11 protein-coding genes are annotated in these 14,025 nt (G+C 65.8%); 7 read left to right on the forward strand and 4 right to left on the reverse strand.

Features of this window, described 5'->3' with window-relative positions; all coding sequences use genetic code 11:
* Positions 1–59: 59 nt before the first annotated feature.
* Positions 60–2,108 (reverse strand): transketolase, encoded by a 2,049-nt coding sequence (gene tkt / locus PSV40_RS18440; protein ID WP_300540493.1) that lies wholly within the window; start codon positions 2,106–2,108, stop codon positions 60–62.
* Positions 2,109–2,330: 222 nt separating this feature from the next.
* Here tkt and murU point away from each other — a divergent pair, with 222 nt between their 5' ends.
* Positions 2,331–3,023 carry an N-acetylmuramate alpha-1-phosphate uridylyltransferase MurU gene (murU, locus tag PSV40_RS18445; protein WP_300540495.1) on the forward strand — a complete coding sequence of 231 codons (693 nt, stop codon included), beginning with the start codon at positions 2,331–2,333 and terminating at the stop codon, positions 3,021–3,023.
* Positions 3,024–3,039: 16 nt separating this feature from the next.
* Positions 3,040–4,425 (forward strand): aminopeptidase P N-terminal domain-containing protein, encoded by a 1,386-nt coding sequence (locus tag PSV40_RS18450; RefSeq protein ID WP_300540497.1) that lies wholly within the window; start codon positions 3,040–3,042, stop codon positions 4,423–4,425.
* 15 nt (positions 4,426–4,440) lie between these two features.
* Here PSV40_RS18450 and PSV40_RS18455 read toward each other — a convergent pair whose 3' ends face one another.
* Positions 4,441–5,043, reverse strand: coding sequence for a zeta toxin family protein (locus tag PSV40_RS18455; RefSeq protein ID WP_300540499.1), 603 nt, complete (start codon positions 5,041–5,043; stop codon positions 4,441–4,443).
* 4 nt (positions 5,044–5,047) lie between these two features.
* Complete coding sequence (locus tag PSV40_RS18460) at positions 5,048–5,371, reverse strand: hypothetical protein (protein ID WP_300540501.1); 324 nt, start codon at positions 5,369–5,371, stop codon at positions 5,048–5,050.
* Between the two features lie 89 nt (positions 5,372–5,460).
* Between PSV40_RS18460 and PSV40_RS18465 the strand changes: the two genes are divergently transcribed.
* The 5 genes from PSV40_RS18465 to PSV40_RS18485 all read left to right on the forward strand — a co-directional run bounded on the left by PSV40_RS18465 (position 5,461) and on the right by PSV40_RS18485 (position 11,410).
* On the forward strand, positions 5,461–7,125 hold the full coding sequence (locus PSV40_RS18465; RefSeq protein ID WP_300540502.1) for a sigma 54-interacting transcriptional regulator: 1,665 nt from the start codon (positions 5,461–5,463) through the stop codon (positions 7,123–7,125).
* Between the two features lie 194 nt (positions 7,126–7,319).
* Positions 7,320–8,222: a sulfurtransferase gene (locus tag PSV40_RS18470; protein WP_300540504.1), complete on the forward strand. Its 903-nt coding sequence runs from the start codon at positions 7,320–7,322 to the stop codon at positions 8,220–8,222.
* Between the two features lie 84 nt (positions 8,223–8,306).
* Positions 8,307–8,873, forward strand: a complete 567-nt coding sequence (locus tag PSV40_RS18475; protein WP_300540506.1) for an OsmC family protein — start codon at positions 8,307–8,309, stop codon at positions 8,871–8,873.
* A gap of 42 nt (positions 8,874–8,915) precedes the next feature.
* On the forward strand, positions 8,916–10,070 hold the full coding sequence (locus tag PSV40_RS18480) for an acyl-CoA dehydrogenase family protein (protein WP_300540509.1): 1,155 nt from the start codon (positions 8,916–8,918) through the stop codon (positions 10,068–10,070).
* Positions 10,067–11,410 (forward strand): FAD-dependent oxidoreductase, encoded by a 1,344-nt coding sequence (locus tag PSV40_RS18485; RefSeq protein ID WP_300540512.1) that lies wholly within the window; start codon positions 10,067–10,069, stop codon positions 11,408–11,410. The genes PSV40_RS18480 and PSV40_RS18485 overlap by 4 nt, the downstream gene beginning before the upstream one ends.
* Before the next feature lie 9 nt (positions 11,411–11,419).
* Here PSV40_RS18485 and PSV40_RS18490 read toward each other — a convergent pair.
* The coding region (locus PSV40_RS18490; RefSeq protein WP_300540515.1) for a YDG domain-containing protein at positions 11,420–14,025 on the reverse strand (2,606 nt) is incomplete at its 5' end.

Consider the following 14,025-nt stretch of genomic DNA (forward strand, 5'->3'; position numbering starts at 1 on the left):
GGTCTGTCTGCGGGCACAGGCTTCGACAGGCTCAGGGCGAACGGGTGAGGGGCGTCGTCCTATTTCTTCAACACCTTGCGCACGGTATCGGCCACGTTCTCGGGCGTGAAACCGAAATGCTTGAACAGCACCGGGGCCGGGGCCGACTCGCCGTAGCTGTCGATGCCGACGACCGCGGCGCAGCCGTATTTCCACCAGCCGTCGGTGACACCCATCTCGACCGCGATGCGCGGAATGCCTTCGGGCAGGACTTCGGACTTGTAGGCGGGCTTTTGCTTGTCAAACGTGGTGGTACTGGGCATGGAGACCACACGCACGGCGATTTTGTAAGTGGCCAGCAACTCCTGCGCCTTCAGCGCCAGCTGCACTTCGGAGCCGGTGGCGATGATCACGGCCTGGGCTTTTTTGGCCAAGCCGACTTCGGTGGGCTCGGAGAGCACGTAAGCGCCCTTGCTGATTTGCCCGAGATCGTCTTTCGGTGCGTACGGCAGGTTCTGGCGGCTCAGCAGCAGGGCCGTCGGCTTGTTTTTGTTCTGCAGGGCCACGGCCCAGGCCACGGCGGTTTCGGCCGTGTCGCCTGGACGCCAGACGTCGAGGTTGGGGATCAGGCGCAGGCTGGCGGCGTGTTCAATCGACTGGTGCGTCGGGCCGTCTTCACCGAGGCCGATGGAGTCGTGCGTGAACACGTGCACCACGCGGATTTTCATCAGCGCGGCCATACGAATGGCGTTGCGGCTGTAGTCGCTGAAGGTCAGGAAGGTGCCGCCGTAGGGAATGTAGCCGCCATGCAGCGCGATGCCGTTCATGATGGCGGCCATGCCGAACTCGCGCACGCCGTAGTTGATGTGGCGACCGATGACCTTGCCGCCGTCGGCCGCGTCGGACATGACCACGTCGCCGGCCAGATCAAAACGCAGCGCCGGTGTGCTCTTGGTGTTGGTGAGGTTGGAGCCGGTCAGGTCGGCCGAGCCGCCCAGCATTTCCGGCAGGCCGGCGGTGAAGGCTTCGAGGGCGAGCTGCGAGGCCTTGCGCGAAGCCACGGTCTCGGCCTGGGTGTGGGCACCGACCACGGTGTCCACCGCGATCTGCGAGAAGGCGCGCGGCAGATCACCTTTCATGCGGCGCGTGAATTCCGCCGCCAGCTCGGGGTGCGCCACCTTGTAGGCGGTGAATTTAGCGTCCCAGGCGGCTTCCAGCGCCAGGCCTTTGGCCTTGGCGTCCCAGGCGTCGTAGGCTTCCTTGGGCAGCTCGAACGGGGCGTGCGTCCAGCCCAGCGCCTCGCGTGTGAGTTTGATTTCTTCCGCGCCCAGCGGCTCGCCGTGGGCCTTGGCGGTGTTGGCGCGGTTCGGGGAGCCTTTGCCGATGTGGGTCTTGCAGACGATCAGCGTCGGTTTGTCGGCGCTGTTTTTGGCGTCGGTGAGGGCGCGCGTGACGGCCTCCACGTCGTGCCCGTCGATGGGGCCGATCACGTTCCAGCCATAGGCGGCAAAACGCAGCGGCGTGTTGTCGACAAACCAGGGCGTGACCTGGCCGTCGATGGAGATGCCGTTGTCGTCGTACAGCGCGATCAGCTTGTTCAGCTTCCAGGCGCCGGCCAGGGCGCAGGCCTCGTGGCTGATGCCTTCCATCAGGCAGCCGTCGCCCATGAAGACATAGGTGTGGTGGTCGACGATGCTGTGGTCGGCCTGGTTGAATTCAGCGGCCATCAACTTCTCGGCCAGCGCCATGCCGACGGCGTTGCTCAGGCCCTGGCCCAGCGGGCCGGTGGTGGTTTCAATGCCGGGGGTGTAGCCAAACTCGGGATGGCCCGGTGTCTTGCTGTGCAGCTGGCGGAAGTTTTTCAGTTCCTTGATCGGCAGGTCGTAGCCGGTCAGGTGCAGCAGCGCATAAATCAGCATTGAACCGTGGCCGTTGGACAGCACAAAACGGTCGCGGTCGAACCAGTGCGGGTTGTGCGGGCTGTGCTTCAGATGGCGGCCCCAGAGTGCGACCGCCATGTCGGCCATGCCCATGGGCGCGCCGGGGTGGCCCGAGTTGGCCTGCTGCACGGCATCCATGGCCAGAGCACGGATGGAGTTGGCCATGAGGGATGTGGGGGTGTCAGCCATTGCTTGAAGTCCAGGGTGTGTGAAGGTCGCAGCGCCCGGTGCCGGCTCGGCCACCGGCAAAAACCGGGCACTCGGGAAAACCCCTGATTTTACGGGATGCCACCCCGCGCGGTTTGCCGGCATGCCGTCAGCTCAGAATGCTATTTATTTGATAGCTGGTAGCGCCCGATGCGCATGGGACGAGGGCCCATTTGCCTTATAAGCCGTCATAATTCAGGCCACATGAGCACCCAAGCCCTGATTCTGGCCGCCGGCCGCGGCGAACGCATGCGTCCGCTGACCGACCACCACCCCAAACCCCTGCTGAGCGTGCGGGGCAAGCCACTGATTGTGTGGCACCTGGAGCGCCTGGCGCGCACGGGTGTCACGGACGTGGTGATCAACACTGCCTGGCTGGAGGAGCAGTTCCCCGCGGCGCTGGGCGACGGCAACGCTTTCGGCCTGCGCATCCGTTACTCGCACGAAGGTGCAAGTTTTGGCGGCGCGCTGGAAACCGCGGGCGGCATCGCCACCGCGCTGCCGCTGCTGCAGGACGCGCCCTTCTGGCTGGTGGCCGGTGACGTGTTCATGCCGGGCTTTGATTTTCCGGCGGCCGACGCGCAGCGTTTTGCCGCCTCCAGCGCGCTGGCGCACATCTACCTGGTGCCCAACCCGCCGCACAACCCCAGGGGCGACTTTGGCATCGCCCCCGACGGCCTGGCACTTTCGCGTGCCGATCAGCAATTCACCTACAGCACGGCGGGCCTGTACCGCCCGGCCCTGTTCAGGGACACGCCAGCCGGGCAGAAAGCCGCACTGGCCCCGCTGCTGCGCCAGGCCATGCAAAGCGGCGATGTCACCGCGGCGCTATATTCAGGCCCATGGACCGACGTGGGCACCCCCGAACGCCTGGCCGAGCTGAACATTCCACGTTAGGAAACCGCTTTTACCCATGACCACGATTTACCAGAAACGCCGCGCCGCCGTGGCACGCGCCCTCAAGGCCGCCGGTGGCGGCCTCGCCCTGCTGCCCACCGCCCCCGAAGTGGCGCGCAACCGCGACAGCGGCTTTCCCTACCGGCACGACAGCTACTTTTATTACCTGACCGGTTTTGACGAACCCGGCGCCTGGCTGGCCATAGCGGCCAACGGCCACAGCACGCTGTTTTGCCAGCCCAAGGACATGGAGCGTGAGATCTGGGACGGCATCCGGCTCGGCCCCAAGGCCGCCCCGACCGCACTCGGTGTGAATGCTGCTTTCAGCGTCGACACCCTCGAAGACAAGATGCCCGCGTTGCTGACCAACCAGCAGGCCGTGTGGTTTCCGTTTGCCACCCACAAGGGCCTGGAAACCCAGGTTGACGGCTGGCTGTCCAAGGTGCGCGCGCGCATCCGCTTCGGCGCTGAATGCCCGCAAAGCCAGCATGACCTGTGCAAGCTGCTCGACGAGATGCGCCTGAGCAAGGACGCGCACGAGGTGGCCATCCTGCGGCGTGTCGGTACCATCTCGGCCGGCGCCCATGTGCGCGCGATGCAGACTTCGGCGGCCATGCTGCGCAAGGGCATCCCGGGCGGGCTGCGCGAGTACCACCTCGAAGCCGAACTGCTGCACGAGTTCCGCCGCCACGGCGCGCAGTTTCCTGCCTACACCAGCATCGTCGCTGCCGGCGCCAATGCCTGCGTGCTGCATTACCGTGCCGGCACTGCACCCCTCTTGCCCGACGAGCTGTGCCTGATCGACGCGGGCTGCGAGCTCGACGGGTATGCCAGCGACATCACCCGCACCTTTCCGGCCGGCGGCAAGTTCACGCCGGCCCAGCGCGTGTTGTACGAAATCGTTCTGGAAGCACAAAACGCCGCGGTGAAGGTGACCAAACCCGGAAAGCGTTTCACGGACCCGCACGACGCGGCCACGCGTGTGCTGGCCCAGGGCATGCTGGACACCGGCCTGCTCGACAAAAAGAAACATGGCAAGGTCGATGACGTGCTGGCATCGGGCGCCTACCGCCAGTTCTACATGCACCGCACCGGCCACTGGATGGGCATGGACGTGCACGACTGCGGCGACTACACCGAACCGGGCAGCAAGCCACGCGAGGAGAAAGACGCGCTGGGCCAGACCGTGATGCGCAAGCCCTCGCGCATCCTGCGCCCCGGCATGGTGACCACCGTCGAGCCCGGCATTTATGTGCGGCCCGCCAAGGGCGTGCCCAAAGAGTTCTGGAACATCGGCATCCGCATCGAGGACGATGCGCTGGTCACGGCCAAAGGCTGCGAACTGCTGACACGTGGCGTGCCGGTGGAGGCCGATGAGATTGAAGCGTTGATGCGGGGGTAGGCCCGCTTCCGGCCATCAGCCGGCCTCCGCGAGGCCCAACACCGTTTGGGCCCAGCGCGGCAGCTGGTCGGCAAAGATGGTCACCTTGGTTCCCTCGCACATCGCGACCATGAATGGTCCGCCGTCCGCCAGATCCCGCCCTTCATAGAGATACGCCACCGTCGCCAGGCTGACTGCGTGGGACAGATGACTCATGGTGCGGGGATAACGCGTAAGGATTTTGTCGGGTGGCACAAAATGTCCGCCCTCCTGCACTCGGCCTTGCACCCGCGCCAGCAAGCGCTGGGGGTCGTCCAATGCCACGACATACAAAGCCACCACGTAGCCTTGCGCAAGCGCCTCGTCGATCAGGGCCAGCTTGGACTCATGGGAAAAAACCGTTTCGCTGACGAACGACTCGTCACCGGCAAGTTTAATCGTGCGTTGCGCGTCGGCCCAGTCTCTGGCGGCTTGTGAACGCTGCACAGGATCGATGATGTGTTGCAGGTGCTCACGCTCAAAAAGATCAGCGTTAATAAACGCCAGGTCGGCGCTGAAGATGCCATCACGCACCAAGGCGCGGTAGAGGGTGGACTTGCCCGCGCCATTGGGGCCCGCCAGCAGATGGAAAACCGGCATGCAGCTAACTGGCGAGTTTGCGGTTTTCTTCCACCACTTCCCGCACCCGTTGTGCCAGTGAGCCGCTTACTTCTGCCGCCAGCAAGCGGCTGGTCAGGTCTGCGACAGCGCGCGTTTGCTGGGCCTTGCGCGCGGCGGCTTCATAGCCCTCAATCGCTGCTCGCGCCTCCTGAACCGTTAAGCCCGAATGCTCAACCACGCGACCCAGGGTGGCCCAGTATTCGATCTGGCCCGCGGCCGAGCGCCGCAGGGGCTGTGCTGCCTCGCGCGCCTGTTCGACCAGGGCCGTGGGAAGTTTGACGGAGGCAAAGTTGCTGGGTGTGACCATGATTAACTCCTGTATGGCGCATTTTGCGCCATACAGGACAATGTTGCAACAGCACGGCGGTTATGGCTAGGTTATTGCTTGTCTGGGCCATGGCCCCTTCCACCTTGCCCGCCAAACCCGCCGCCGACCCGCAGTGGCGCGCCCAGGAGCTGCTGCTCATGAGCGAAGTCATGCGCCTGGTTGGCAAAAGCCTGGCGCCGGAAGTGGTGATGCGCGAGATGCTGCACCTGATGTCGGAGCTGCTGGGCCTGAACCGCGGCCGCATCGTGCTGGCCGACTTTGTGGGCGACCTGGCGCTGCAGGGGCTGGCCGACCGCAAGCCGGCGGCCCGCACGGCCGAGGCGCCCGCGTCAGCTTCGGCCATCCGGTATGCCTATGGCCTGACATGGCAGGAAGTGGCACGTGGCTGTTACGGCCCGGGCGAAGGCATCACCGGCCGCGTGCTGGCCACGGCGCAGCCCATCATCGTGCAGGACATCGACGCCGAGCCGCAATTTCTGGCGCGGTCCGTTGCGCGGGCACAGCTGCCGCCCGACACCGTTGCCTTCATCGCGCTGCCGATTGAAGTGAACCGCGAGGTCATCGGCGTGCTGGCCTGCCACCGCATCCGCAGCCGCGACCGCCAGCTGGCGGACGACGTGGCAGTGCTGAAGATCCTCGCCACGCTGGCCGGGCAGCTGCTGCAGCTGCAGGCGCTGGTAGCCGACAAGACACGCGCCCTGGAGGCGAAAAACCGGCTCTTGCGCCGCGCGCTGGAAACCGCGGCAGCGCGTTACGGCATCATCGGCACCTCGCCGGCGCTGCTACAGGCGCTTGGTGAACTGGAGCGCGTTTCCGAGGCCACGGCCAGCGTGCTGCTGCTGGGCGAGTCGGGTACCGGCAAGGAGCTGTTTGCACGTGCCGTGCATCTGTCGAGCCAGCGCCGCGACCAGCCCTTCATCAAGGTCAACTGCGCGGCGATCCCGGACACGCTGTTCGAGTCCGAGCTGTTCGGTTACGAACGCGGCGCCTTCACCGGCGCGCAAACGGCGCGCGCCGGCTGGTTCGAGCAGGCCGACCGCGGAACAATTTTTCTCGACGAGATCGGCGAGATGCCGCTGGCCATGCAGACCAAGCTGCTGCGCACGCTGCAGGAGGGCACCATCGTGCGGCTGGGTGGCAAACGCGAGATCAGGGTGGCGGTGCGCGTGGTGGCCGCGACCAACCGTGACCTCGCGCAGGACGTGCTGGCCGGCAGCTTCCGGCGCGACCTGTTTTACCGGCTCAACGTGATCCCGATCCGCCTGCCCTCGCTGCGCGAGCGCCGGCAGGACATCCGCGCACTGGCCGTCCATTTCTTAAGCCGCACCAACCAGGCCAACCAGCGCAATGTGAGCCTGTCCGCGGCGGCGCTGGCCCGTCTCGAACAACACCCCTGGCCAGGCAACATCCGCGAACTGGGCAATGTGATCGAGCGCCTGGTGCTGCTGACCGACAGCGCCATGGTCTCCGCCGAAGAGCTGGGGCGGTTTTTGCCGCACGACCTGGACAACCCCACACGAAGCCAGCCGGCGGCCCCCCGGCCAGCGGCGGCCCCGGCGCCGGTGGTGCGTGACTACCTGGCCGCGCAATCGCATCCGGCCCCGCAGCTGCAGCAGGCCTTGCGCGACCATGGCGGCAACCAGTCGCGCGCGGCCCAGGCGCTGGGGCTGACGGTGCGGCAGTTCAGCTACCGCTTGCGCAAACTGGGCCGACACAATGTCGACAATGTGTAGACATTGTGGCGGCCGGGCAGGCGCCGGGGGTTTCGGGGAAACGCTCGTTTGCTACTGAATTAATAGCTGTCTGCGCCCGATGGATAAGGGCTGGCAGCCTTTTTTATCATTGATCTCCAGCACGGGACAAGATGGCACGCGGGTTGCAATGAAGGGAGGGACGGCATGTGCCGTGACTTCCCCTGGAGATTGCCATGACGACCCCTTCTTCGACGACCAGCGTTCTCGTTTCTCCCGAACAACTGTCCGCCATGATGGCGGCCGAGCCCGTGGTCATCATCGACACGCGGGACGCCGACACCTATGCCGCCGGCCATTTGCCCGGCGCCGTCAACATGCGCGAGATCTTCACCTTTCTGGCAACATCCACGGCCGAAGGCCTGAGCGCGCTCAAGTCCACCTTTGCCGAACACTTCGGGCTGGTCGGCCTGTCAGGCGCCGAAACAGCGGTGTTTTATGAAGATGCGCTCAACAGCGGCTACGGCCAGTCCTGCCGCGGCTACTACCTGCTGACCTGGCTGGGTTACCCCAAGGTCAAGGTGCTCAACGGTGGTTTCTCGGCCTGGAAAGCCCAGGGCCTGCCGGTCAGCACCGAAGCGGCAAGACCCACACCCGCCACCTTCCCGGCCGACCTGGCCATGGCCGACGTGATGCTGACCAAGGAGGATGTGGCCGCCGCGCTGTACACCGATATCGCGCTGCTGGACGTGCGCGACATCGACGAATGGACCGGCGAAAGCTCGTCGCCCTATGGCAAGGACTTCGCGCCGCGCAAGGGCCGCCTGCCCGGCGCCAGGTGGATCGAGTGGTACCGCTTCATGAAACCCTCGGCCCAGGGCCCGGTGTTCAAGTCGCCGCTGGAAGTGCAGGCCGAATGTGCCACCGCCGGCATAGCTACCGACGACACGGTTTACCTGTATTGCTTCAAAGGTGCGCGCGCCTCCAACACTTTTCTGGCGCTCAAGCAGGCCGGCTTCAGCGACGTGCGCATGTACTTCGGTTCGTGGAACGAGTGGTCGCGCGATGACGCGCTGCCGATTGAAACCGACGCGCCGGTGATGAAGGCCAAACAGCCGTCGTTGGCCCTGGCTGCCTGAACGAGGCCCTGCCGCTTCCCTTCTTACGCATTCTTCTTTCGCTTTCCCTTCTTTTGTTGACAACCTGATCAGGAGACTTTCCCCATGTCCGTGGACACCCCCATCGCCCCCGCCGCACCGACTACCGTGAAGGCTTACCTCCAACCCATCGACGGCGAGGGCCTGGCCGCCTTTGCCGCCAAGGGGCGCGCCAACCCGGCCTCGCGCGGCACCAACAAGGTCCACACCGTGATGCAGGGCATGTACCGCTCGCTGAGCTACGTCGGCGAGCACACGCCCGTGGTGGTGGACGAGCCGCTGCACCTGTTCGGAGAGAACACCGCGCCGGCACCTGGTGAAATCGTGCTGTCGGGCCTGGGCGGCTGCCTGGCCGTCGGCATCACCGCCGTGGCGACCTGGAAGAAGGTCAGGCTGTCCAGGCTGGAGGTCTTCATGGAAGGCGACATCGGCAACCCGGCGGCGTGGGGTGCCGGCGGTGCCACCAAGGAAGCGTCCGACATGGGCTTCCAGGCGATTCGCGTGAAGATCGTGATCGAGGGCGATGCACCGCGGGAGGTGCTCGACGACATTGTCCAGCAAGCGAACTTCTATTCGCCGGTGGCCAACAGCATGCGCAACCCCATCCCCTTCGAGATCGCCCTGGCCGACTGACCCCGGCTCTGCCCACACGCCCCACCACGCAAGGACTTGCTCATGAATCCCGCTGATTTGCCCCGTGAACTGACCTGCGTGCCGCCGCCGGCGAACTATGCTCTGCTGGCCGCCGTGCGCGCGGTGGCGCAGGGGCCGCTGCAGCAGCAGGTGCAAGCCATCGACCGGCAAGGCCATTACCCGCGCGCCGTGCTGCAGGAGTTGGCGACGCTGGGCGCAATGAGTGCGCACCTGGACGCACCCGCCGGCGCAGGCAGCTACGCGCTGGCGATCCAGGCCATGGCCGAGGTCTCGCGCGTCTGCGGCGCCACCGGCTTCATGATGTGGTGCCAAGCCGTGTGCGGCCTGTACCTGCAGCAGTCGGGCAACCCGGCCCTGATGGGTGAGGTGTTGCTGCGGCACGCCAGTGGCGCCGGCTTGGGCGGCACGGCGCTGTCCAACCCGATGAAAAGTTACGCGCAGATCGAAAGCCTGCTGCTCAAGGCCACAGTGGTTGATGGCGGCTACCTCGTCAACGGCAGCTTGCCCTGGGTCAGCAACCTGGGGCCGAACCATTACTTCGGCGCGATTGCAGCCGTGATGGGGGGCGACGTGCCTGCCGGCGGGGAGGTGATGTTCCTGCTGCGCTGCGACGCCCCCGGCGTGGAGCTGCGCGAGTGCCCGAGCTTTTCGGCCATGGAAGGCACCGGCACCTATGGCGTGCGCCTGAAGGACCATTTTATTGGCGCGGACGAGATCATGGCCGATCCGGCCAAGCCCTACATTGCGCGCATCCGCGCCGCTTTTGTGATGTTGCAGTGTGGCATGGCGGTGGGCATCACCCAGGGGGCGATCGACTCGATGTGGGCCGTGGAACCCCAGCTGGGCCATGTCAACCAGTTCCTGGAAGACCGGCCCGACACCCTGCAGGCCGAACTGGACGCACTGACCCGGCGCGTGATGAAACTCGCCGAAACACCGTTTGAACCGTCGGCCGAATTTTTCATCGATGTGCTCGATGCGCGCGCCCACGGCGCCGAGCTGTGCCTGCGCGCCGCCCAGTCGGCGCTGATGCACCAGGGTGCGCGCGGTTACCTGATGTCGTCCGAAGTACAGCGGCGCGTGCGCGAATCGCATTTTGTCGCCATTGTCACACCGGCCATCAAGCACTTACGCAAGGAAATCGCGCGGCTCAGCGCCGAGGAGCAGCCGGCATGAGCATGCGTGTCGAAGCCAAGCAAAGCGAACGTCGCGAAGGGCCGCCCCGAGCAAGTTCCGCCCCCCCGGGGGGCAGCGAAGCACACGAAGTGGCGAGCGTGGGGGCAGACATCACCTGGGCGCTGTTTATCTGCAAGGCCTGCGGACTGATTTATGACGAAGCCACCGGTGATGCCGACAGCGGATTGGCGCCGGGCACACGTTTTGCCGACATCCCCGACGACTGGGCCTGCCCGCTGTGCGGCGTGGGCAAGGCCGACTTTGAACCCCATGTTGTGGCCGGGCAGCCGCAGCGACAGGCCGCCAGCCCGGCCACCCGTCTGCCGCAAGGCGCCGCCGCGCGGCATAACGCGGGCACGGTCATCGTCGGGGCAGGACGCGCCGGCTGGCAGATGGCGCAAGCCCTGCGCGAACGCGACGCCGACATGCCCATCACCCTGGTGACCGCGTGCAACGGAGACATCTACGACAAACCCATGCTGTCGGTGGCCATCGCACGCGGCATGGCCGTCGACAAGCTGGCGCGCGAAAGCGGCGACCAGGCGGCGCAGCGCCTCGGTGTGCGGCTGCTGGCTCACACGCAGGCCGTCAGCATCACGCCGGGCAGCCGCCAGCTGCGCACCACCCGCGGCACGCTGCGCTACCGGCACCTGGTGCTGGCGCATGGCGCCCAGGCGCGCTCCCTGCCGCAACTGCCTGCGGCCCTGTGCTGGCGCATCAACCATCTGCAGGCTTATGCCAAGTTCCGTGCGGTGCTGGGCACCTCTTCACAACGGATCGCCATCGTGGGCGCCGGCCTGATTGGCTCCGAACTCGCCAACGACCTGGCGCTGGCAGGCCACCAGATCACCCTGCTCGATGTACAGACGCGGCCGCTCGCGACCTGCCTGTCGGAAGCGCAATCGCAGCAACTGCTGGCGGCCTGGCGCGAGCTGCCCCTGCGCTTTGTCGGCGGGGTGCAAGTCAGCGGGGTGAAGTCGCCGGCAGCGTCGGGCCCGGGGGACAAACAGCTCGGCACCGCATGTGGCCAGACCTTCACGGTCGACCACATCATCGTGGCCGCCGGCCTGCAGACACCGAACCGACTGGCGCGCAGCGCCGGCCTGGCCTGGAACCAGGGCATTGACGTCCAGCCGGAGTCACTGGCCACCAGCGTGGAAGGCATTCACGCCCTGGGTGATTGCATTTCCGTCAACGGCCAGGTCAGCCGTTTTATCGAGCCCATCGGCCGGCAGGCGCAAACGCTGGCGGCCGGCATTCTGGGTCAGGCCGTCACGCCCTACCATCCTGTGCGCGCGCCGCTGCGGGTGAAAACGACGTCCCTGCCGTTCACGCTGTAGCCGGCCGCGTCAACCTGGCTGGGGCGCCGGCTCCACGGGCAGGCGCTCGACAATGACCCGGCGCGGCGACGACCCGTCGCCCTGCGCTTGGGAAATGGTCAGCACCACCGAGCGTGCACCGAGGCTCACCCGAATCTGCTGCGGTAGCGCGCCGGGCGGCGTGCCTGCGGCCACAAAGGCCCCGGTTTCGGCGTTGACCCGCAACCAAGCCGGGAGCGGCCGGCCGCTGAGGGTCGTGGCACCGACCTGCACAGCGCCTCCTGTCGACCCTGTCAGCAGGGCGGACGGCAGCGAGAAACGAAAACCCTTGCCCGCGGTGACAAGCTCGCTGGCCACCGTGACCGAGACGATGCCGGCCTCAAGGTCGGTGGGCTCGCGGATCACCGTCACCGTCACCGTCACCGTCGTTCCAATGCTACCGCCTGAGGCGGTCGGATCGCTTTCCAGCAGGGCATTGGCGTCCGCCACCGTGAAACCGGAAGCGGCGAACCGCTGCGGGGGAACGGGCGGCAGCGTGGGCACCTGGAAAAAGGAGCCGGCGAAGCTGGACAGGTCGGTGATGCTGGCGGTGGTGGTGGCCGTGGGATCCATCAGCGTGTAGTTGTCTGCCGCCGCACCGCCCAGGGAGATACCGGTGATGTAAACGGCTTTATGGGTGCCCACCGACGGGTTGTCAAAATTGCCCGTCGCTGTGGCCATATGGAGCACATCGCCTGCCACCAGATTGGGGAAGCCGGCGCCGCCGGTGTTGAGGGTGGCGCTGGTATTGCCGTCCACCACCTTGTTGTAAGCCGTGATGCCGGTCACGCGGGGCACGCTTCTTCGCGTGATGGTCAGCAGGCCGTTGTTCAGCACCAGCGTGTAGTTCTCATTATTGGTGGCGCCCGCCGTGACGGTTACCGGGCCAGCGGCCACCGGCGTGTTGAACACCGCCGACGTGCTGCGGTAAACACCGACGCTGGCATCCGTGTCGCCGTCAATCAAGCCGGCCGTGGGGTTGCCGGTGAACACGGGATTGGCGTCACCATAGACACGGGTGGCGTTGTCGGTGTTGATGGTCAAGGTGGGCGCAATCCGGTATAGGAACATGTTGGCGCTGCCGCCCGGGGTGAAACTGGAAGACGTGTTGTAGCGCTTGTTGTACCCCGTCACGCCTTCCGTCGTGGTGGCCGGGTCGCCGCTGTACACCAGATAACGTCCGGCGGAAGCCACGATGCCGCTGGCGCCCACACTGTTGAACAGCTTGCCGCCCGTACTGGTTCCAGCCGCGTTGCTGCTGCCCGCTTTGAGCACAATGGCGTCGCCCGTTCCGTTTGAAGTCACGGCATTGGCCAGCGTGAGATCGGACGCGGCGCCGGTGGTTTCAATTTTGGCGGCAACGGCTGTGGTGACACCCACCACGCCTGCCACTGTGCCTACGGTCAGCGCGCCGGTCTGGCTGTAATCGATGCTGCCGGTGTTGGCCGCCAGCGTGGTCACCGCGTTGCCGACGTGGCGCAAGTTGTGGTCGCCGCCGGCGCCCGTCAGCGCCAGTCCTGATGCACTGATCGCGCCCGATTGGGTCACCGCACCGCCGGCCGAGAGTGTGGCATTGCCGGTGGTCAGCACTGCCGCCACATCGAAACCATTGACGTCGGTGTATTGAATCGCCCCGGCCGAGGTCGCCTGAAGATTAATCGTTCCGGCGTTGTTGCCGCTGTTGGTCAGTGTGATGGGCGAGTTTGCTGCCGAGTTCTGCACTTTCAGCGTGCCCGCCGTGATGTTGCCGGTAGAGGCCGTCTGGGTGACGGCGCCGCCGGCCAGGAGGTCGAGCGTGCCTGCGACGTTCGATGCTGCGGTACCAACACCCATGTTGATCGCGCCAGTCTCCATGAAGGCATTGCCACCCGCCGTTGTGTTGACGCCCAGATTGCTAGCCACCACGTCAATGCGGTTGCCGCTGCTACCGATGTTGCCATTGGCATTGAGCGTGACATTGGTGGCGGTGATCAGTTGCGTGCCGGTATCAGTGATCGAGCCTGCATTGAGCGTCAGCGTCTTGCCCGCCAGATTAACCGCAGCATCGATCGTCATGACGCCGCTGCTGGCTGTATCGCCTATCACGATCGGCCCAGTCACCCCGGTTGCACCCAGAAAGCGGGCCATCTCCAGCGTAGACAGGTCAAAAGCCGAACTCCCTGCAAGCGACATGGCACGCCCTGCAGTTTTCGGTTTCAGCGTGAGGACGCCGGACGTGCTGAATGCGTTGTTGCCTGTATTGGCTGCGGTGCTAATCGCAAGGCTGTCGGCCACTACTGTGATGGCGCCTGTTCCGGCGCTGACATCGACGTTGGTGTTCTGCGTATACGTACCAGTCCCGGCGTCCACAAAAACCGTCCCGCCGGTGCCCACCGCAGCGCCACCCATCGCGGCACCGCCCACGGCGCTGAGGTTGCTTGCCAGCGTGATACCCAGGCCGCCCCCCGCGGCGTCGAGCGTGATGGCCCCGGCATTGCCGCCCGCAGCCACGCCGGCCACACCATTGCCACCTGTCGTGGTGATCGCCCCCACTGAAACGCTGCCGCCCGTCGAGGACACCGACACCGCTGCGCCGTTACCACCCGCCTGGTCGGCGC

This window comes from Polaromonas sp. (assembly GCF_029945925.1).
GTDB lineage: Bacteria > Pseudomonadota > Gammaproteobacteria > Burkholderiales > Burkholderiaceae_C > Polaromonas.

What these genes read in the sequence shown, in the direction of transcription:
- tkt (WP_300540493.1), bottom strand. Translation starts at nt 2,108, where the DNA reads ATGGCTGACACCCCCACATCCCTCATGGCCAACTCCATCCGTGCTCTG.
- murU (WP_300540495.1), top strand. Translation starts at nt 2,331, where the DNA reads ATGAGCACCCAAGCCCTGATTCTGGCCGCCGGCCGCGGCGAACGCATG.
- PSV40_RS18450 (WP_300540497.1), top strand. Translation starts at nt 3,040, where the DNA reads ATGACCACGATTTACCAGAAACGCCGCGCCGCCGTGGCACGCGCCCTC.
- PSV40_RS18455 (WP_300540499.1), bottom strand. Translation starts at nt 5,043, where the DNA reads ATGCCGGTTTTCCATCTGCTGGCGGGCCCCAATGGCGCGGGCAAGTCC.
- PSV40_RS18460 (WP_300540501.1), bottom strand. Translation starts at nt 5,371, where the DNA reads ATGGTCACACCCAGCAACTTTGCCTCCGTCAAACTTCCCACGGCCCTG.
- PSV40_RS18465 (WP_300540502.1), top strand. Translation starts at nt 5,461, where the DNA reads ATGGCCCCTTCCACCTTGCCCGCCAAACCCGCCGCCGACCCGCAGTGG.
- PSV40_RS18470 (WP_300540504.1), top strand. Translation starts at nt 7,320, where the DNA reads ATGACGACCCCTTCTTCGACGACCAGCGTTCTCGTTTCTCCCGAACAA.
- PSV40_RS18475 (WP_300540506.1), top strand. Translation starts at nt 8,307, where the DNA reads ATGTCCGTGGACACCCCCATCGCCCCCGCCGCACCGACTACCGTGAAG.
- PSV40_RS18480 (WP_300540509.1), top strand. Translation starts at nt 8,916, where the DNA reads ATGAATCCCGCTGATTTGCCCCGTGAACTGACCTGCGTGCCGCCGCCG.
- PSV40_RS18485 (WP_300540512.1), top strand. Translation starts at nt 10,067, where the DNA reads ATGAGCATGCGTGTCGAAGCCAAGCAAAGCGAACGTCGCGAAGGGCCG.